Origin of the sequence: Mycobacterium sp. URHD0025 (assembly GCF_000426065.1) — a bacterium.
Classification (GTDB): Bacteria; Actinomycetota; Actinomycetes; order Mycobacteriales; family Mycobacteriaceae; genus Mycobacterium.
The window spans coordinates 175,913-194,203 of sequence record NZ_AUEQ01000010.1 but is presented as its reverse complement, the minus strand read 5'-3'; the positions used below and the strand labels follow the sequence as shown (position 1 = coordinate 194,203).

Genomic DNA, 18,291 nt, shown 5'->3' with positions numbered 1-18,291 from the left:
CTCACCGCCCGAACATGCCCGTTGTGAGCACAGTTACCGCAGTTCAGAGCGCTTTAATGGGACCCTGGTTTGACCGCCAGGACCGGTTTCGGGCACTCCAGCAGCAATTGCTGCGACACGCTGCCGAGCAGCAGCTTGCCCACCGGGCTGCGGTGCCGGATACCGATCACCAGCAACTCGGCATCGGGCGCGTCCATCGCATCGAGCAATTCGGTGGCCGCGTCGACACCCACCGGCTGCCGCAACTCGAACGGCACACCACTCTCACGCAACTGCTCCTCCACATCGTGGAGTTGTCTGGAGCGCGCGAAGCGTGAATCCACGTAGGCCTCACCGGACGTCGCGTTGATCACCAACAGGCTGGTCCCCCGCAGGGCCGCCTCTGCGATGCCGTGCTCGACGGCGGCGACGCCGAAGGCATCCGCGGTGTAGCCGATGACGATCATCAATTCTCCTCGCGCGAGCGCTCGTTCATCGTCTTCTCCTCGCGCGAGCGCTCGTTCATCGTCTTCTCCTCGCGCAAGCGCTCGTTCATCGTCTTCTCCTCGCGCAAGCGCTCGTCGGTGGTCACAGTTGGCCCGCCTTCTGCTGCTGATCCGCGTCATCCTCGACGATCAACAACGATTCCTCGCTGCGGTGCATCAGCTTGAGCACCAACGGCATCAACAACAGGATGGCCATGAGGACATAGGTGACGATCGCGACGGGTTCGGTGAACAGGCTGGTCCAGTCTCCGCCCCCGAGTTGCAGGCTCTGGCGCAGTTGCCGTTCGATGCGTGGGCCGAGGATCACCCCGATGATCAACGGCAGCACCGGCAGCCCGAACCGGCGCATCATCAACCCCAGCAGCCCGAACACGAGCAACAGGACCAGGTCCAGCGGTTGCACGTTGACGGCCAGCGCCCCCAACGTGGCGAAGAACAAGATGCCCGCGTAGAGGTACGGCCGCGGGGTGCGCAGCAGCCTGGCCCACAGCGGCGCCAACGGCAGGTTGAGAACCAGCAGCAGGAAGTTGCCGATGAACAGGCTGGCGATCAGCGTCCAGATCAGCAGCGGTTCCTTCTCGAAAAGGGTTGGGCCCGGCTGAATCCCGTAGGACACGAACGCGGTCAGCATCACCGCCGCCGTGGCGTTGGTGGGCAGGCCCAGCGACAGCATCGGCACGAGGGTGCCCGCCGCCGAGGCGTTGTTGGCCGCTTCGGGCCCTGCGACGCCTTCGATGGCGCCCTTGCCGAACTCCTCGGGATGTTTGGAGAGTCGCTTCTCGGTGATGTACGACAGGAACGTCGGCAACTCGGCGCCGCCGGCAGGCAGGGCGCCGAACGGGAACCCGTAGGCGGTACCCCGCAGCCAGGGCTTCCAGGACCGGGCGAAGTCCTGGCGGCTCATCCACGGCCGTCCCACCGGGATCACGTCGGCCGGCCGGCGACGCAGGTGCGCCGCCACCCACAGTGCCTCGCCGAGCGCGAAGATCGCCACCGCGATCACCACGATGTCGATGCCGTCTGACAGTTGCGGCAGGCCGAAGGTGGCACGTGGCTGGCCGGTCAGGAAATCGATGCCGACCACCCCGATGGCCAGGCCGAGGAACAGCGAGATCGCCCCGCGCAGCTTGGATGAGCCGAGCACCGCGGTGACCGCGACCAACGCGAAAAGCATGACCGCGAGGTAGGACGGTGCGCCCAGGGTGACCGCGAACCGCGAGATCGGCGGTGCGAAGGCAGCCAGCAGCGCGGTGCCGATCGCGCCTGCGACGAACGAGCCGATCGCGGCGGTGGCCAGGGCCTGCGCGGCCCGGCCGGCTTTGGCCATCTTGTTGCCCTCGATCGCGGTGATCACCGACGAGGACTCCCCTGGGGTGTTCAGCAGGATCGACGTGGTCGACCCGCCGTACATCCCGCCGTAGAAGATTCCGGCGAACATGATGAACGCGGCACTGGGGCTGACGTTGTAGGTCACCGGCAGCAGCAGGGCCACGGTCATGGCCGGACCGATGCCCGGCAACACACCCACCGCGGTGCCGAGCAGCACCCCGATCACCGCGTACAGCAGGTTCATCGGGGTCGCGGCCTCGGCGAACCCCTGAAGCAACCACTCGAAGTTACCCATCTACAGAATCCCGTCCAGAATGCCTGCGGGCAGCGGGATTCCGAGCCCGGAATAGAACGCATAGAAGCTCGCCACCGAAAGCACCGTGCCGATCGCGAGGTTGCGGATGTAATGGCGATTACCGAGAATCGTTGCCGCCCCGGCGAACAGCAGTGCACCGGTGATGGCCCAGCCCAACGGCTTGACCAGCACGATCACCAACACGAACAGTCCGACCAGCAGCCCTACGGTGCGCCAGTCCCCCGGCATGTTCGGATCGACGTCCTCGCCGGCATCCGCCTCACCGACCGATCCGCGCGGGATCGCGAGCGCCAGGACGATCGCCAGCGCGATCAGTACGATCCCGATCCCCAGTGGAAAGGCGCGCGGCCCAACGGGATCCACCTTGGCGAACCCGCTCGTCAGGGTCAGCGCGTCATAGATCAGGAATCCGCCCACGGCCAGCAGGACCGCGCAGACGAGATACTGGGCCTTGTCGACCTTCACAACAACCCCAATTCGCTCAGCGTCGTCGAGACGCGGTTGTCCTGATCACGCAGGAACTGCTCGAATTCCGCGCCGGTGCTGAACGCGTCACTCCACCCGTTCTTGACCAGCGCGTCACGCCACTGCTGGGTGCCGTGCAGATCTGTCAGCGCCCGTACCATCGCGTCCTTGGCCTCACCGGAAATACCTGGCGGCGCGAGTATTCCGCGCCAGTTGGTGAAGGTCAGGTCGATTCCCGACTCGGACAGGGTGGGCGCGTCGACGCCCTCGACGCGCTTGGCTCCCGACACCGCCAGCACCCGGACCTGCCCGGCCTCGATCTGGTCGACGAACTCGCCGAGCCCGGTCGTGCCCGCCGCGATCTTCTTGCCCAGCAGGGCTGTCAGCAGATCTCCGCCGCCGTCGTAGGTGATGTAGTTGACCTTGCGCGGATCGAGTCCGACCGCGCGTGCGGTTTCCATCGGGAACAGGTGATCGGGCCCGCCCGGTGAGGATCCTCCGCCGATGGTGATCTTGGCCGGATCGGCCTTCCAGGCCGCGACCAGATCGCCGATGGTGCGGAACGGCGAATCCCCCGGCACCAGAATGCCTTCCTGCTCCTCCACCATCTTGGCCAGCGCGGTGGCGTCGGACGCCCGCGCCGAGGAACCGTTGGTGTACACGGCTCCCACCACGCCGAGCCCCATCATCATCATCAGGTCGTCGTTGCCTTTTTCGTTCATCAGCCGGGCCATCGCGACGGTGCCGCCTGCTCCGATGACGTTGAACACCTCGATACGACCGGTGATGTCGGTGTCCTCCATGACCTTCACCGCGGTGCGCGCAGTCAGGTCGTAGCCGCCGCCAGGGCTGTTGGGCACCATCATGCGCAGCCGGTGCAGGCCGCGGGACTCATCCCCTCGCGTGACCCCGCACGCTGTCAGCAGCATCAGCGCGACCACGGCCACCATCAGCCCGGCACCTAGACGTCGAAACCTCATGTTCAGCAATACTGGACCCCGGACGTGACGCAGGTCACCCATTCGGACGCAAAGGAAGTTTTGTTCGTTGAGTTCATCGGTCGGGCGTTCGCCAGTCGCGCGCACACGGTTGTCGCGGGGCGGGAGCCTGGCCGGGCGCTTCCTGGCGTTTCAGTTGCTGGTGGTCGCGGTGGTGCTGATCGCGGTGGCCGCGGTGTCGGTGACGCAGTCCAACCGGGAGTTCCGGGATGTGCGCGGGCAGAGGATGATCGCGGTCGCCGAGAACATGGCCTCCACCCCCATCGTCCGGGATCGGTACGACGACCCGTTCGCCGCGCAGGTGCTGGCACCGGAGGTCGACCGTGCGGTGGCCCTGTCGGGTGCCGAACTGGCCGAGATCGCCGATCCAGCCGGAATCGTGCGGGTGTCGTCCGATCCGGCCCGCGTCGGGCAACGACTCGATCTGAGCACCACGCGCGCCGACGAGGGCCGTGCCTGGTCCGGCGACACTCACGTCGACGGCACCCATCGACTGGTGGGCCAGGTTCCCATCCTGGCGGCCGACGGCGCGGTGCTGGCGATCGCCTCGGTCAGCGAGCGCTACCCATCCGTATGGCAGCTGCTGGGCGGGGCCGGCGAACGGCTGCTGATCTACCTCGGGCTGGGTGCGGCGCTCGGGATGCTCGCGTCGTGGCTGTTGTCGCGTCGCATCACTCGGCACACTCGCGGTCTGGACATCGCCGAGATCGCCAGCCTGGCCGATCATCGGGAGGCGCTGCTGCACAGCATCCGTGAAGGTGTGGTGGCGGTGAACAACGAGGGTGTCATCACGGTGATCAACGACAGCGCATCCGAACTGCTGGACATCGGCGCAGATGCCGTGGGGCGCCGCGCCGACGAGGTCGGCCTGGACCCGGCGATCGTCGAATTCCTGTTGTCCGGCACCGGCACTCACGCCGATGAATCGGACGTGGTGATCACCACCCGTACCCGGGTGCTGGCACTCAACCGCCGCGCCGCTCGTAGTCAAGGGCAGCGCATCGGTACCGTGACCACCATGCGCGACAGCACTGAACTCGCCGCCCTGCAGGCGCAGCTGTCCTCGCACCGAAGCGTCACCGATACGCTGCGGGCCCAGACCCACGAGTTCTCCAATCAGCTGCACACCATCTCCGGGCTGGTGCAGCTCGGAGAATACGACGCGGTACGCGACGTGGTGGGTACCTTGACCCGACGCCGCGCCGAGATCAACGAGGCTGTCACCCAACATGTTTCGGACCCGGCAGTGGCGGCGCTGCTGATCGCCAAGACATCGCTGGCCGCCGAGAGCGGGGTCACTCTCGCCCTGACCGGCGACAGCCATCTCCGGGCACTCGCCCCAGCTCTGGCAACGGACGTGATCACGTTGCTGGGAAATCTGATCGACAACGCGGTCGATGTGTCTGTCGGCTCGGTGGCCGCGCGGGTGGATGTGCGTATCGATGACTCGGCCGGGCTGCTGCTGGCCGTATCGGATTCGGGACCCGGTGTGCCCGAACACCTTCGGGAATCGATCTTCTCCCGTGGCGTCACCTCCAAGGCCGAGGTGCCCGGCGGCAGGGGCATCGGCTTGGCCCTGGTGCGCCTGGTGACCGCCCAGCACGGCGGAGACGTGGAAGTCACCGACGCGCCCGAGGGCGGCGCCCTGTTCGTGGTGCGGCTCCATGCGTGACGTCCTGGTCGTCGACGACGACTTCATGGTGGCCGAGATCCATCGCCGCTTCGTCGAGCGCGTCGACGGCTACCGCGTCGTGTCAGTGGCGCGCAACGGGACCGACGCCCTCTCGGCCGCCGCCGAACTTCGCCCCGACCTGATCCTGCTCGACGTCTACCTGCCGGACATGACCGGGTTGGAGGTGCTGCGGCGGCTGCGCACCGAAGGCAACCTGGTCGGCGTCATCATGGTCACCGCCGCCCGCGAACTCGACACGGTACGCGGCGCGCTGGACGGCGGTGCGGCCGACTACCTGATCAAACCGTTCGACTTCGATCAACTGCAGGCGAAACTGGTGGCCTTCGCCGCACGTGCCCAGGCGCTGGCGGCCGAGGGCGGCGCGGACCAATCGACCATCGACGCCTTGTTCGGCGGCTCCCCTGCCGCTCTTCCCAAGGGGCTGGGCCCTGAAACAGGCCGACTCGTGATGGACGCCGTTCGCACCGCGGGCGAGGTGTCTGCCGCCGAATGTGCTGAGCTGGTGGGTATTTCACGGGTCAGTGCACGGCGCTACCTGGAGTACTACCTCAGCACCGGAGCGCTCGAGCTGCGGTTGCAGTACGGCGCGGGCCGGCCCGCGCGGCGCTACCGGGCCAGGCGAGCCGTCCCAGCCGGTGATGTCCGAGGCAGCTGAAGGTCCAAAAAGTGGACCTGAAATGCCGCCGGCCGGCGGGTACCGAAATAATGACGGTGTGACACCGAAGGTTCTCTTTTTGCGTAACGACAGCACGGCCACCGAGGCCATGCTGGCCGACGTCTTCACCGAATGCGGATTCGACATCGACGCCTTCGACGTCGTGGCGCCCGAGCGTGAAAACGAACCCGCCGGCGACGTGACCTTCCCCGACCCGACCGACTATGACGTCATCGTTCCGCTGGGCGCCCGGTGGGCGGTGTACGACGAAGCCCTGGTCAACAGCTGGGTGGGGGCCGAGATGGCGATGGTGCGCCGCGCCGTGGAGTCCGGCGTCGGCGTGCTCGGAGTGTGCTTCGGCGGACAGCTGATCGCACAGGCCCTCGGCGGATCGGTCAGCAGATCGCCCGCACCCGAGGTGGGCTGGTACGACGTGGCCTCCGACGACGAGGGGCTGGTTCCGGCCGGCCGATGGTTCCAATGGCATTTCGACCGCTGGACGCTGCCGCCGGGGGCCACCGAGATCGCTCGCACCCCTGGCGCGTCACAGGCATTCGTCCTTGGCACCGCTCTGGCCCTGCAGTTTCACCCCGAACTGGATTCGGAGCTGCTGGAGGTCTGGCTGGCCCACGACCGAGACGGCTCGGTGACCGAGATCGGCAGTACCCACCACGAATTACGCTCAGAAACAAAGGAATTCACCGAAGATGCGGCGGCAAGACTGCGCATCCTGGTCCGCGGCTTCCTGAACCGGGTGGTCCGGGCGCGGCTATCGACGTAGGCTGGCATCTACCGGCGGAATTGTCGAGTGCCGGTGACATTTCATGAACGCCTGGAGTCTGCGAGCGAGCAGGGATCGCATCTACCAGGACCGTCACGAAGCGGGCCGGGTCCTGGCCGAACAGCTGGCGCCCTACCGAGATCGACCCGACGTGCTGGTCATGGGCCTGGCCAGGGGCGGAGTGCCGATCGCCTGGGAAGTCGCTTCCCACCTGCACGCGCCGCTGGACGTCTTCGTCGTCCGCAAGCTGGGCGTACCCCAGTGGCCCGAGCTCGCCATGGGGGCCGTTGCCTCCGGCGGTGGTCTGGTGATCAACGACAGCCTGGTGGACCGACTCGGCATCGATGAAGACACCATCACCGAGACCATCCGGCGTGAGACCGCCGAGATCGAGCGCCGGGAACAGGCGTATCGGGGAGGACGAGACGCTCCCGAGCTTTCCGGCCGGACGGTGATCCTGGTCGATGACGGTATCGCCACCGGAGCCAGCATGCTGGCCGCGGTTCGCGCCGTGCGGGCGGCTCGTCGGGTCGTGGTGGCGGTACCGGTCGGTCCCCCCAACCTGACCGGCGAGCTGCCGGAAGAGGCCGATGAAGTGGTCTGCACCAGCACCCCGCCCCAGTTCGAAGCCGTGGGTCAGGCGTTCGCGGATTTCCACCAAGTCAGCGACGACGAGGTTCGCCGTCGGCTGGCCGAGCCCACCAGGGAGCCGGGCGCAAGCTAGTTCTTGTGCTTCTCAGCTGAATCGTCGGCCTCGACGTCCGCGTCCGCGGCGTCGGACTCCACGGCCACATCTGATTCAGGCTCGGCGACCACTTCGTCGGGATAGTCCACCGGCGCGTCCACCGCGTCGAAGGTCTCGGTCGTCTCGGTGGCGCCGGCATCAGCGTCGGCCACCGAGGCGGCGTCCTCGTCGTCACCGGTCTTCGTTCCGCGCGAGCGTTCGCGCAACGCGTCGACGATCAGCAGCAGCACGCCGATCACGCTGGCACCGATACAGACCCAGGCGATCAACTCATTGCTGGTGACCACGGCGGTCACCAGCGCGGCCAGGCCGATGACGGCAAGCACGAGCGCAATGATCAACATCGTTCAACCCTAAGTGTGGTGGCCCGCGACCGGGCCGGTTCACGACAGCGCGAGGAAGTCCGTCTTACCGGTCAGTTGTTGCCGCGGTTGAACTGGCTGAATCCGCCGGCCGAGTCGTTGTTGGCACTGGAATCCACCGGTGCGGCCGAACCGCGCTGGCCCAGCTCTTCCAGCTGGGATTCCAGATACGTCTTCAGGCGCGTCCGGTACTCCCGCTCGAACGTCCGCAGCTGCTCCAGGCGGCCCTCAAGGACCGTGCGCTGCTGGTTGATCGTGCCCATGATCTCCGAGTGCTTCCGCTCGGCGTCGGCCTGCAGGGCATCGGCCTTCTCCTGAGCCTGACGCAGCTGGGTCTCCGAGCGCGTCTGCGCGTCGGCCAGCATGGCGTCGGCACGGGTGCGGGCCTCCGAAACCGTGGTCTCGGCAGTCTTGCGGGCGTCACTGACCATGGCGTCGGCCTGCGCACGAGCGTCCGAGAGCAGCTTGTCCGACTCGGCCTTGGCCGTGGAGGTCAGACGGTCCGCGGTGTCCTGCGCCAGGCTGAGCACGCGGGCTGCGCGTACGGCAGTGTCCTCACTGGGTGGCGCGGCAGGGGCGGCCGGCGCCGGGGCCTCGTACACCGGCTGGGGCGCAGGAGTCGGCTCGGGCTCCTCGTAGCGCGGGATGGACTGGGTGGACGAAGTGCCACCGCCCGCCCGCGCCGAGGCCAGCTCCTGATCGAGCTCGGACACCCGCTGCCGGAGGTCGGCGTTTTCCTCGATGAGCCGAGTCAGCTCGTTCTCAACCAGATCGAGAAAGGCATCGACCTCGTCCTCGTTGTAGCCACGCTTGCCGATGGGCGGCTTGCTGAACGCGACGTTATGGACGTCCGCCGGAGTGAGCGGCATTGTCTGCCCCCTTGAAGTCTTGGACCGTCAATCGATCTCAAAGTGTAAAGCCTCGCTTGAACGCAACTGGAGTCCATCCTGTCACACCAGACCCGGCGGTTGCAGTGGAGGCCTATTTTTAAGAACGAATTTCAATCTTCTTACGCATTTGTGGACCATTCGGCAAACGGTGAGATCGCACTCAGAACACCGGCTTGGGCCAGCCGCCTACATGGCCGCGTTGAACGCCAACTGCATCCCGATGAACGCCGCCAGCAGCAGCACCATGATCGACAGGTCGAAGCGCACGGCGCCTATCGTGAGCTGGGGAATGAGCCGGCGCAGCAGTTTCACGGGCGGGTCGGTCACGGTCATGATGACCTCCAGCACCACGACCGTCAGCCCCTTGGGGTGCCAGTCGCGGCTGAAGGACCGGATGAACTCGACGACGACGCGCGCGATGAGCAGCAGCCAGAAGATGAACAGCGCGAAACCGAGAATTTCGAAGAACAGCGACAACTGAGCCGACCTCACTACGCACAGGTTGTGTGACATTGGATACAGGTCGCCGTAGGCCGTACACATCTCACACAGATGACGTGGTCAACCGATAGTGCGACGCCGCCAGCCTACCGGGCCCTATCTGGGCATCAGGTACGCGAGGCGGCGGCGTGCTGCGACAGAGGTCGCCGCACTACTGATAGGCGTAGAAGCCGGCTTCGGCGATCCGGCGCCGCTGCTCGGCGCTCACATCCACGTCGGCGGGCGACAAGAGGAACACCTTCGTGGCCACCTTGTCGAAGGAGCCGCGGAGCGCGAACGCCAGACCGGCCGCGAAGTCGACCAGCCGCTTGGCGTCGGCGTTGTCCATCGAGACCAGGTCCATGATCACCGGGGTGCCGTCACGGAAACGCTCGCCGATGGTGCGTGCCTCGCTGTAGTCCTTGGGCCGCAGCGTGGTGATCTTCGCCAGCGGGCTGCCGGCCTCGAACAACTCGGCCATCCGGCGGGGATCCATCGCCAGCGCACCACGGGTGGATCCGGCCAGTCCACCGAGACGCGGTGCGGGACGGTCGAATTCGCGAGGGCCGCGCAGCCGGGCATCGAACCGCTGCTCGTCGGCGAAACCACCCGGGTAGCCGCCTCGATAGGCCGGACCCTCCTCGTACTCGGGGGCCTCGTAGCCGTAGCCATCCTCCTCGAAGCGCTCGTCACGGGGACGGCGTGCGTAGCTGCGTGCAGTTCCGCGGTCGTCGTCCTCGTAGTACTCGTCGTCGTAGTCCTCCATCGGCGCCATGCCGAAGTAGGCCTTGACCTTGTGCAGTGTGCTCATCTCGGCGACCCTTCTGCGGACTGTGGGGGTGGTGGTGTCTGTGATGAAGATGTGACTGGAGTGACTACTGCGGGTGACGTTAGCGGGCGTTGCCCCATCAACGCGGTACCGACACGCACACACGTCGATCCGTGTTTGACGGCGCTTTCGAGATCTCCGGACATGCCCGCGGACAGTTCGAGCCGGTGCTGGTAGTCGCGCTGCACCCGCTCCCGCTCGGCGGCCAGTCGCGCGAACGCGTCATCGGGATCCCATTCCAGCGGCGGGATTCCCATCAGACCGACGAACTCCAACGCCTCGGCGGCGTTCGCTGACGCACAGATCTCGTCGACGAGATCGGGGGCATTTACATCGACTCCCCCGCGCTCGGTATCCCCGTCGAGACTGATCTGGATGTAGACGCGCAGCGGCAGTGAGCGCGTGCCGGCCGCCAAGGCCTCGCCGGTGGCCCGGTCCAGCGCGGTCAGCAGCCGCACGCTGTCGACCGAATGCGCGGTGTGCGCCCAGCCCGCAACGGCCCGCGCCTTCTTCCGCTGGATGCGCCCGACCATGTGCCAGCGAATCGGCACGTCCGGTAATTCGGCGCGAACAGAATCGACTTTATCGGCCGCCTCTTGTTCGCGGGATTCACCAAAAGCAAGGCATCCCAATTTATTGAGAATAATGATATCGGTGGCCGGAAAGTATTTGGTAATGGGAAGTAATTCAATTTCATTGACATTTCGCCCGACCGACTCCGCCGCACGCGCCAGGCGCGCTCGCGCCGCACCCAGCGCGGCGGTCAACTCAGCCGTCCGATCGGCGTCACGCCCGCGCTGCACGGTGCTCATCTCACACTCACTCCAGGCTCGTTCGGGCATCGGTCACCGCGATTTCTCCATCCACACCACACTGGCCAGACGTCCGGTCGGAGCCTCCCGACGATGACTGAACAACCTCCGGTCGGCGACCGTGCACCGCGGATCCACGTCGATCGCGGTGACGCCCAAAGCCCTTAATTGCCCGGCGATCCCGGCTCGAAGGTCCAAGCCCGGCGTGCCGCGCGAGGTTGTGGTGCGCGACCCGGGCAGGGCGTCCTCGACTTCGGCCGCCATCTGTTCGGGCACCTCGTAATTGGCCCCGCTGACCGCCGGGCCGAGCAGCACCGAAATATCGCCGACGTGCGCACCGGCGGCCAGCATCGTCTCCAGGGTCCTGACGACGATGCCATTTTGAGCACCGATCCTTCCGGCATGGACGGCCGCGACGACCCCGGCGCGCGCATCGCCCATTAATACCGGCACACAATCGGCGGTCACCACCGCCAATGCCAAACCTGGGGTCGTCGTCACCAATGCGTCGGCATTATCCACCGCGGTGTCGCGCGGGCCGTCCACGGTGACGACATGATCGCTGTGTACCTGATTCATCCAGACCAGCGCATCGGCGCCGACCGCGGACGCCAGTCTCCGGCGATTCTGGGCCACCGCCCGTGGATCGTCGCCGACATGGTCGCCGAGATTGAACGAATCGAAGGGCGGTACCGAGACGCCGCCGGCACGGGTTGTCGTCACCCGCCGAATACGAACACTCACGTTTCCAGTATCCGAACCCGCCGCCGGGCCCGCCTCAGTGCCGCATGAAGGGCGGCACGTCGACATCGTCGTCGGCGATCCCGCCGTCTCCGTCTCCACCGACACTCACAGTGGCACCGTTCGTGTGCGCCGGCACGCTCACCGCGTCCGTCGGCTCGAACAGCGATGTGGTGACCTTGCCCGCGCGCCCGGAGGCGATCGGCTGGGTCTGGGCCGCGCTGGGACTGACCACCGGCTTCCGGCTGGGCCCGGCGCTGTCGAAGCCGGCCGCGATGACCGTGACCCGAACCTCGTCGCCGAGCGAGTCGTCGATCACCGTGCCGAAGATGATGTTGGCTTCGGGATGGGCCGCGTCCTGCACCAGCGAGGCAGCTTCGTTGATCTCGAACAGCCCCAGGTCGCTACCGCCGGCCACCGACAGCAGCACGCCCTGCGCGCCTTCCATGGACGCTTCCAGCAGCGGAGAGTTGATCGCGATCTCGGCCGCCTTGAGCGCGCGACCGTCACCCCGCGCCGAGCCGATACCCATCAGCGCCGTGCCCGCGCCGCTCATCACGCCCTTGACGTCGGCGAAGTCGACGTTGATCAGGCCAGGAGTGGTGATCAGGTCGGTGATGCCCTGAACGCCGTTGAGCAGCACCTCGTCGGCACTGCGGAACGCGTCCATCAACGACACCGCGGCATCCCCCATCTGGAGCAGCCTGTCGTTGGGGATGACGATGAGGGTGTCGCAGCTCTCGCGCAACGACTGAATCCCGTTCTCGGCCTGGTTGCTTCGCCGCTTGCCCTCGAACGAGAACGGCCGCGTCACGACACCGACGGTGAGCGCGCCCAGCTTGCGTGCGATCGATGCGACGACGGGTGCGCCACCGGTTCCGGTGCCGCCACCCTCGCCTGCGGTGACGAAAACCATGTCGGCGCCGCGTAGCAGCTCCTCGATGTCGTCCTTGGCGTCCTCGGCAGCCTTGCGGCCGACGTCGGGATCGGCGCCGGCGCCGAGTCCGCGGGTGGAATCGCGGCCGACGTCGAGCTTGACATCGGCGTCGCTCATCAGCAGTGCCTGTGCGTCGGTATTGATGGCGATGAACTCGACGCCTTTGAGGCCCTGTTCGATCATCCGGTTGACGGCGTTGACACCGCCGCCGCCGATACCAACCACCTTGATTACCGCGAGGTAGTTATGCGGGGGGGTCATGGATCGTCTTCCTCCCAGGTCGGGTGTTCATGGCCGCCGAACTCTGCTCCTGCAAACCCTCAACCTCAACCATAGGCTTAGAGTTATGTCAAGTAGTTCCGCGCAAACAGAACGGTAGGGGGCCGACGGCGGTGATCGCGTCAGGCGCGCCGACGCGCCGCGCGGCAATTTTCTGGCCGAAGTCAGTTGCTCCTTGCGTCCGCGGCCGCCTGATCGCTCCGCGCATCCGCGGATCTACTTGACCGTGGGCAGATCCGGGCTCGACACGTCATACGTGTGACCCGGCTGCGTCAACAGTGCTGCCAACTTCAACGCCTTCTCGTCGGTCCGATCGTTGGTGCCCCACACCACAACCCGGCCGTCGCTGAGAGTCAGTGCGATCGAGGCCACCGACGGCGCGGCGATCCGGCCCACCTGTGCCACCACATCCGGCGGCAGGGCCAACATCACCTCGAGCGCGGCCTTGGTGGCCGGATCGGTCGGACCCGGATTGTCGGCATCCAGATACGGCAGCGTCGGCGGGGGCGGTTCGGTGGCGAAATCCACACCGTCGCGGTCGAACAGATGCGGACCGTCGGGATAGTCCTTGACCACCACGGGCACCCGCTCGACGACCGTGATCCGCAGGGTCGAGGGATATTCGCGCTGAACCCGGGCCGTGGCGATGCGCCGGATCGTGGCCACCCGCTCGGCGACCGCATCGGTGTCGACCTGCAACAGCGGCGTGCCCGGTGCCACCGCGGCGGCAGCCAGGACCTGCTCCTGCGGCACCGCGGTCGCGCCACTGACCTCGACATTGCGCGCCGACATCAACGGCGTGAAGTACAGCACCAGACCCAGCGCCACCGCGACCACACTCGCCAGCGCAGACCACAGTAAGACCTTGAGTCCACGAATCGTGCTGCGGGCCACGGTGTTCGAGGCATCTGCCGACTGCCCGGCCACTCGGCGTTTGGCCTCGCGGCGGGCATTCTCGATCGCGACCGCCCGGTCGCGCGCGGCCCGGCGTTCCTCGCGCTCGCGGCGGGCGCGGCGCCGGGGGCCCTCATAGTCGGCTTCTGCCGCGGGCGGCACATCAGAGCCTGCCGTGGGCGGCACATCAGAGCCAGCCGCGGGCGGCACATCGGACCCTGCCGCGGGCGGCACAGTCGGCTCACTGGGCTCGGCCTGGCCGGATTTCTGCGAATCCGGACTCGGCTCCTCAACCGGCTCGCCGGGACGATCAGGACCCGGATCGGTCACGGCGAACCCGTCGTCGGACGGCCCGGCGCACTGCGATTCTCCTTGATACCGAGCTCGGTCAGGATTTCCTTGCCCAGCATGGTCACGTCACCGGCACCCATGGTGAGCACGACATCTCCGGGGCGGGCCGCGGCCGCCACCGCAGCGGCGACCGCCGAGAAATCCGGGACATAGGTGACCGGCGCGCTGACGTGCTCGGCGACGGTGGCGCCGCTGATGCCGGGAAGCGGTTGCTCACGCGCGGCGTAGACGTCGAGCACGAAGACCTCGTCGGCAGCGCTCAGCGCTGCGCCGAACTCGGTCGCGAAAGTGGCTGTGCGCGAGTACAAGTGGGGCTGGAACGCGACGATGACCCTGCCACCGGTCTGGTCGACCACGGTTCGGGCCGCCTCCAGGGTGGCCCGGACCTCGGTCGGATGGTGCGCATAGTCATCGAAGACTCGGACTCCGCTGTGTGAACCCACCAGCTCGAAACGCCTTCGTACGCCCTCGAATCCAGCCAGCCCGTCGAGCACGGTCTCAGCGGACGCGCCCACCTCGATGGCGGCCAGCAGCGCGGCCAGTGCGTTGAGCGCCATGTGCCTGCCGGGCACCGCGAGCCGGATCGCGCGCGGATACGCCTCACCGGCGAGTTGGATGTGGGCCACTGCCCCGGTCCCCTGTTGTTCCCAGCTCAGCAAGGTGCCTGCGAGATCGTCGCCGGGAGTGCTGCCGTACCGCAACACCCGAATACCCAGTGATGCAGTGTGTTCGGCGAGTGCCGCGGATCCGGGATCATCGGTGCACACCACGAGGGCACCACCCGGCGCGATGCGGTCGACGAACGCGGAGAACACCGCGGTGTAGGCCTCCTCGCTGCCGAAGAAATCCAGGTGGTCGGCCTCGATGTTGGTGACGACCGCGACATTCGGGGTGTACTCCAGCAGTGAACCGTCGCTTTCGTCTGCCTCGGCGACAAAGCAAGTCCCGCTGCCGTGATGGGCGTTGGTGCCTGCCTCGCCCAGTTCGCCGCCCACGGCGAACGACGGATCGAAACCGCTGTGCTGCAACGCCACGATGAGCATCGATGTGGTGGTGGTCTTACCGTGGGTGCCCGTCACCATCAATGTGGTGTAACCGGCCATGAGCTTGGCCAGCACCACCGGACGCAGGATCACCGGGATCCCGCGGCGTCGGGCCTCGACCAGTTCGGGGTTGGTCTTGGGGATCGCGGCGTGGGTGGTGACCACCGCGGTCGGGCCGCCCGGCAACAGATCCAGCGACGACGCGTCGTGTCCGATCCTGATCTCGGCACCGCGGGCCCGCAGGGCCACCACGCCGCGCGACTCCTTGGCGTCCGACCCGGACACCAGCCCACCACGATCCAGCAGGATCCGCGCCACACCGGACATCCCGGCTCCGCCGATGCCGACCATGTGCACCCGCTGCAGCTCGACCGGAAGTGAATTACCGTTCACTGCAGCTTCTTTCGTTGAGCACGGGCGACATCGAGGGCGACCTGTGCCACTCGCCTCGCGGCATCGGGATGGCCGGACAACGAGGCAGCGGCCGTCATCGCCGCCAACCGCGCGTCGTCGGTCATCAGGCTTGCGACCGTCTCGGCCACGAATCCACCGGTGAGCTGGGCGTCGTCGACAACGATGCCGCCACCGGCCGACACCACCGGCAGCGCGTTGAGTCGCTGTTCACCGTTGCCGATCGGCAGCGGGACGTACACCGCGGGCAGTCCGACGGCGGTCACCTCGGCCACCGTCATCGCCCCGGAACGGCAGATCGCCAGATCTGCCGCGGCATAGGCCAGGTCCATCCGGTCGAGGTACGGCACCGCGACATAGGGCGGTACGCCCGCCGCCGTCCGCGGCAGGTCGAGGGTGTTCTTCGGCCCGTGCGCATGCAGAACCGAAACACCGGCAGCAGCAAGGGCTTCGGCAGCCGAGGACACCGCACGGTTGATCGATTGCGCACCCTGCGAACCGCCGAACACCAGCAGCACCCTGGCGTCTGGGGCGAAGCCGAAGAAAGCCCGGGCTTCGGCCCGCAGAGCGGCCCGGTCCAGCGACGTGATCGCCGCGCGTACGGGCACTCCGACCACCTCGACCTTGCGCAGTCCCGGTTCGGGTACCGCCGAGAGCACGCGCCGCGCCGATACCGCACCGACCCGGTTGGCCAGTCCGGCGCTGGCGTTGGCCTCGTGGACCACCACCGGAATGGCGCGCCGGCGACCGTGCAGCCCGAAGCCGCCGCGGGCCGCGAGGTAGGCCGGTAGCGCGACGTAGCCGCCGAAGCCGATCACCACATCGGCCTCCACACCGGCCAGGACCGAGCGGGTCTGACGGATCGCGGTGCGCACGCGCAGGGGCAACCGGACCAGATCGCCCGACGGCTTCCGCGGAAGCGGCACCGGCGTGATCAACTCAAGGTCATAGCCACGCGCCGGCACCAGCCGGGTTTCCAGACCGCGGGCGGTTCCGAGGGCGGTGATACGTACGTGCGGATCGAGTTCACGGAGTGCGTCGGCCACGGCCATGGCCGGCTCGACGTGCCCAGCCGTGCCGCCACCGGCCAGAACGACGGATATGCCCCGGTCACCACGCTCCTGCCCGCGAAGACCAGATGCCCCCCGGCCCGTTTTTCCCTGACTCACCCGTAACGCTGACCTTCCAAAGTCCGGGCCCGTTGACCCTGTTTTCGCTGGCCTGCAGGATATCGGACCGACGACCGGACGCTGCTGGGCGGCTGCTGACCGGAGGCACTGCCGGATCGGCGCACCGGCCGGTCGGCGTGATGCGGCGCACGGCGGGTCGCGCCCGCTTTCTTGCCTCCCTGTTTGGCCCTGACCTGTTTGCCCGCCTGTTTTGCCGCCGGCTTGGCTCCGGCCTTGCCCTTGGGCTTGGCCGCGCTGCGCGAGGTCGACTTCCGGCGATCGTGCAGCCGGTCACGGGCGGCCTCCAACCGCGTCGGGACGTACGGCTCCGGCAACGGCAGCCGCAACAGCCTGTTCACGCGGTCATCGCGTCCGGCCCGTAGCGCCGCCACCGCCTCCGGTTCGTGCCGGGCCGCATTGGTGATCAGCCCCATCATCAGAAGTGTTGTGGCTTGCGAGGATCCACCGGCCGAGATCAGCGGCAACTGCAGACCCGTCACCGGCAGCAGCCCCACCACGTAGCCGACGTTGATGAACATCTGACCGACGATCCACAGCGTGGTGGTGGCAGTCAGCAGGCGCAGGAACGGATCTGCCGAACGACGGGCGATGCGCATGCCCGTGTAGGCGAACAGCCCGAACAGCGCGAGCAGACCCAGGGCACCGACGAATCCCAGTTCCTCGCCGATGATGGCGAAGATGAAGTCGTTGTGCGCGTTGGGCAGATAGTTCCACTTCGCCGTGCCCTGGCCGAGACCGTCACCGAAGATGCCTCCGTTGGCCAGGGCGAACCGGGCCTGCCGGGACTGGTAACCGATCCCCTGCCCGTCGGCGCCGGGGTCCAGCCAGGACTGCACCCGGTCGGACCGATAGCCCGCGGAGACCGCGAGCACCGCGGCGGCCAACACCGCGGCCAGCAGGGAGGACAGGAACACCCGTAGTGGCAGGCCCGCGTACCAGAGCAGGCCCAGCAGGATGATGCTCAGCGAAACCGTCTGGCCGAGGTCGGGCTGGGCGACGATCAATGCCAGCGCGATCACCGCGGCGGGCACCAGCGGGATCAACATCTCGCGCAGCGAGGCGCGTTCCATGCGCCGTGCGGCCAGCAGGTGCGCGCCCCAGATGGCGAAGGCGATCTTGGCCAGCTCCGAGGGCTGCATCGAGAAGCCGGCGACGACGAACCAGCCACGGGAACCGTTGGCCACCTTGCCGATTCCCGGAATGAGCACGAGCACCAGCAGCACGATCGTGAAGGCGAACCCGGGGAACGCGAGCCGGCGCAGAGTCCGCACCGAGATCCGCAGCGCCAGGTAGAAAGCAATCAGACCGACGACGGTCCACATCACCTGACGACCGAACACCGCCCAGGGCGAGCCGTCGAAGTCGTAGGAATACACCCCCGAGGCCGAGAGGACCATGATCAGACCGAGCGTCGTGAGCAGCGCGGTGACCGCGATGATCAGGTGGAACGACGTCATCGGCCGGCTCAGCCAGACGCCGAACCGGGTACGCGGCGCGGTGGCCGTCGCCGTGGAACTCGCCTCGGAGGATCCGCCCTCGGCGGTGGTGTCATCGCCGGTCGCGTCACCGCCACGGCGGCGCAACCGGGCCAGGATGTCGGCCACC

20 protein-coding genes are annotated in these 18,291 nt (G+C 67.3%); 4 read left to right on the top strand and 16 right to left on the bottom strand.

Annotation, left to right across the window (positions count from 1 at the left end):
• Positions 1–53: 53 nt before the first annotated feature.
• The 5 genes from H977_RS0116050 to H977_RS0116030 are packed head-to-tail and all read right to left on the bottom strand — an operon-like array spanning position 54 to position 3,575.
• The gene (locus tag H977_RS0116050) at positions 54–446 is read right to left on the bottom strand and encodes a universal stress protein (RefSeq protein WP_029108807.1); all 393 of its coding nucleotides are present in this window, start codon (positions 444–446) and stop codon (positions 54–56) included.
• Entirely contained in the window at positions 446–571 is a 126-nt protein-coding gene (locus H977_RS36060) for a hypothetical protein (RefSeq protein ID WP_286162645.1), read from the bottom strand. The genes H977_RS0116050 and H977_RS36060 overlap by 1 nt, the downstream gene beginning before the upstream one ends.
• Positions 568–2,109 carry a tripartite tricarboxylate transporter permease gene (locus H977_RS0116040; protein WP_029108806.1) on the bottom strand — a complete coding sequence of 514 codons (1,542 nt, stop codon included), beginning with the start codon at positions 2,107–2,109 and terminating at the stop codon, positions 568–570. Before H977_RS0116040 ends, H977_RS36060 begins: the two co-directional genes overlap by 4 nt.
• Positions 2,110–2,595 carry a tripartite tricarboxylate transporter TctB family protein gene (locus tag H977_RS0116035; RefSeq protein ID WP_196808256.1) on the bottom strand — a complete coding sequence of 162 codons (486 nt, stop codon included), beginning with the start codon at positions 2,593–2,595 and terminating at the stop codon, positions 2,110–2,112.
• On the bottom strand, positions 2,592–3,575 hold the full coding sequence (locus tag H977_RS0116030; protein ID WP_029108804.1) for a Bug family tripartite tricarboxylate transporter substrate binding protein: 984 nt from the start codon (positions 3,573–3,575) through the stop codon (positions 2,592–2,594). Before H977_RS0116030 ends, H977_RS0116035 begins: the two co-directional genes overlap by 4 nt.
• A 67-nt stretch (positions 3,576–3,642) precedes the next feature.
• Between H977_RS0116030 and H977_RS0116025 the strand changes: the two genes are divergently transcribed.
• From H977_RS0116025 to H977_RS0116010, 4 genes are read left to right on the top strand one after another with little or no spacing between them, the layout of a single operon-like run.
• Positions 3,643–5,265 carry a sensor histidine kinase gene (locus H977_RS0116025; RefSeq protein WP_051288888.1) on the top strand — a complete coding sequence of 541 codons (1,623 nt, stop codon included), beginning with the start codon at positions 3,643–3,645 and terminating at the stop codon, positions 5,263–5,265.
• Positions 5,258–5,941 carry a response regulator gene (locus H977_RS0116020; RefSeq protein ID WP_029108802.1) on the top strand — a complete coding sequence of 228 codons (684 nt, stop codon included), beginning with the start codon at positions 5,258–5,260 and terminating at the stop codon, positions 5,939–5,941. Before H977_RS0116025 ends, H977_RS0116020 begins: the two co-directional genes overlap by 8 nt.
• Positions 5,942–5,999: 58 nt before the next feature.
• Positions 6,000–6,722, top strand: a complete 723-nt coding sequence (locus H977_RS0116015; protein WP_029108801.1) for a type 1 glutamine amidotransferase — start codon at positions 6,000–6,002, stop codon at positions 6,720–6,722.
• A 43-nt stretch (positions 6,723–6,765) separates the two neighbouring features.
• Positions 6,766–7,446 carry a phosphoribosyltransferase gene (locus tag H977_RS0116010; RefSeq protein WP_029108800.1) on the top strand — a complete coding sequence of 227 codons (681 nt, stop codon included), beginning with the start codon at positions 6,766–6,768 and terminating at the stop codon, positions 7,444–7,446.
• On the opposite strand, the gene H977_RS0116005 is transcribed toward H977_RS0116010, so the two are convergent.
• The 11 genes from H977_RS0116005 to ftsW form a co-directional block, all read right to left on the bottom strand.
• Positions 7,443–7,811: a hypothetical protein gene (locus tag H977_RS0116005; protein ID WP_029108799.1), complete on the bottom strand. Its 369-nt coding sequence runs from the start codon at positions 7,809–7,811 to the stop codon at positions 7,443–7,445. The genes H977_RS0116010 and H977_RS0116005 overlap by 4 nt on opposite strands.
• 71 nt (positions 7,812–7,882) lie before the next feature.
• Positions 7,883–8,698 (bottom strand): DivIVA-like cell division protein Wag31, encoded by an 816-nt coding sequence (gene wag31 / locus H977_RS0116000; RefSeq protein ID WP_029108798.1) that lies wholly within the window; start codon positions 8,696–8,698, stop codon positions 7,883–7,885.
• 207 nt (positions 8,699–8,905) lie between these two features.
• Entirely contained in the window at positions 8,906–9,196 is a 291-nt protein-coding gene (locus H977_RS0115995; protein ID WP_029108797.1) for a YggT family protein, read from the bottom strand.
• Positions 9,197–9,371: 175 nt separating this feature from the next.
• On the bottom strand, positions 9,372–10,010 hold the full coding sequence (locus H977_RS0115990) for a cell division protein SepF (protein WP_029108796.1): 639 nt from the start codon (positions 10,008–10,010) through the stop codon (positions 9,372–9,374).
• Complete coding sequence (locus tag H977_RS0115985; protein WP_029108795.1) at positions 10,007–10,840, bottom strand: YggS family pyridoxal phosphate-dependent enzyme; 834 nt, start codon at positions 10,838–10,840, stop codon at positions 10,007–10,009. Before H977_RS0115985 ends, H977_RS0115990 begins: the two co-directional genes overlap by 4 nt.
• A gap of 33 nt (positions 10,841–10,873) precedes the next feature.
• On the bottom strand, positions 10,874–11,584 hold the full coding sequence (pgeF, locus tag H977_RS0115980) for a peptidoglycan editing factor PgeF (protein ID WP_196808255.1): 711 nt from the start codon (positions 11,582–11,584) through the stop codon (positions 10,874–10,876).
• Between the two features lie 34 nt (positions 11,585–11,618).
• Complete coding sequence (ftsZ, locus tag H977_RS0115975; RefSeq protein WP_029108793.1) at positions 11,619–12,779, bottom strand: cell division protein FtsZ; 1,161 nt, start codon at positions 12,777–12,779, stop codon at positions 11,619–11,621.
• Positions 12,780–13,013: 234 nt separating this feature from the next.
• On the bottom strand, positions 13,014–13,877 hold the full coding sequence (locus H977_RS0115970; RefSeq protein WP_231395981.1) for a cell division protein FtsQ/DivIB: 864 nt from the start codon (positions 13,875–13,877) through the stop codon (positions 13,014–13,016).
• A 140-nt stretch (positions 13,878–14,017) separates the two neighbouring features.
• The gene (murC, locus tag H977_RS0115965; protein ID WP_502691176.1) at positions 14,018–15,436 is read right to left on the bottom strand and encodes a UDP-N-acetylmuramate--L-alanine ligase; all 1,419 of its coding nucleotides are present in this window, start codon (positions 15,434–15,436) and stop codon (positions 14,018–14,020) included.
• Positions 15,437–15,474: 38 nt separating this feature from the next.
• On the bottom strand, positions 15,475–16,665 hold the full coding sequence (gene murG / locus H977_RS0115960; protein WP_081681744.1) for an undecaprenyldiphospho-muramoylpentapeptide beta-N-acetylglucosaminyltransferase: 1,191 nt from the start codon (positions 16,663–16,665) through the stop codon (positions 15,475–15,477).
• Positions 16,662–18,281, bottom strand: a complete 1,620-nt coding sequence (gene ftsW, locus H977_RS0115955) for a putative lipid II flippase FtsW (RefSeq protein WP_502691175.1) — start codon at positions 18,279–18,281, stop codon at positions 16,662–16,664. The genes murG and ftsW overlap by 4 nt, the downstream gene beginning before the upstream one ends.
• Positions 18,282–18,291: the final 10 nt, after the last annotated feature.